Origin of the sequence: Pseudomonas brassicacearum subsp. neoaurantiaca, from assembly GCF_013608025.1 — a bacterium.
GTDB lineage: Bacteria > Pseudomonadota > Gammaproteobacteria > Pseudomonadales > Pseudomonadaceae > Aquipseudomonas.
In genome coordinates this window covers 1-211 of the sequence record NZ_VDLV01000020.1, presented here as the reverse complement: position 1 = coordinate 211, position 211 = coordinate 1, and the positions used below count along the sequence as shown (strand labels likewise).

Genomic DNA, 211 nt, shown 5'->3' with positions numbered 1-211 from the left:
CTGGATAGAGTACTCGGCTACGAACCGAGCGGTCACAGGTTCGAATCCTGTCGAGTGCACCATTTAAGAGTTGCTTGCAGCGATGCAAATAACTTGGCTTCAACCAGTTGTGATCTGGTATAAAACCACAACTTGCACTCGTAGCTCAGCTGGATAGAGTACTCGGCTACGAACCGAGCGGTCACAGGTTCGAATCCTGTCGAGTGCACCA

The 211-nt window shown here is 50.7% G+C and carries 1 tRNA gene; it reads left to right on the top strand.

From position 1 onward, the window contains the following. Positions 1–134: 134 nt before the first annotated feature. Positions 135–211 (top strand) — tRNA-Arg (locus FHK92_RS13505).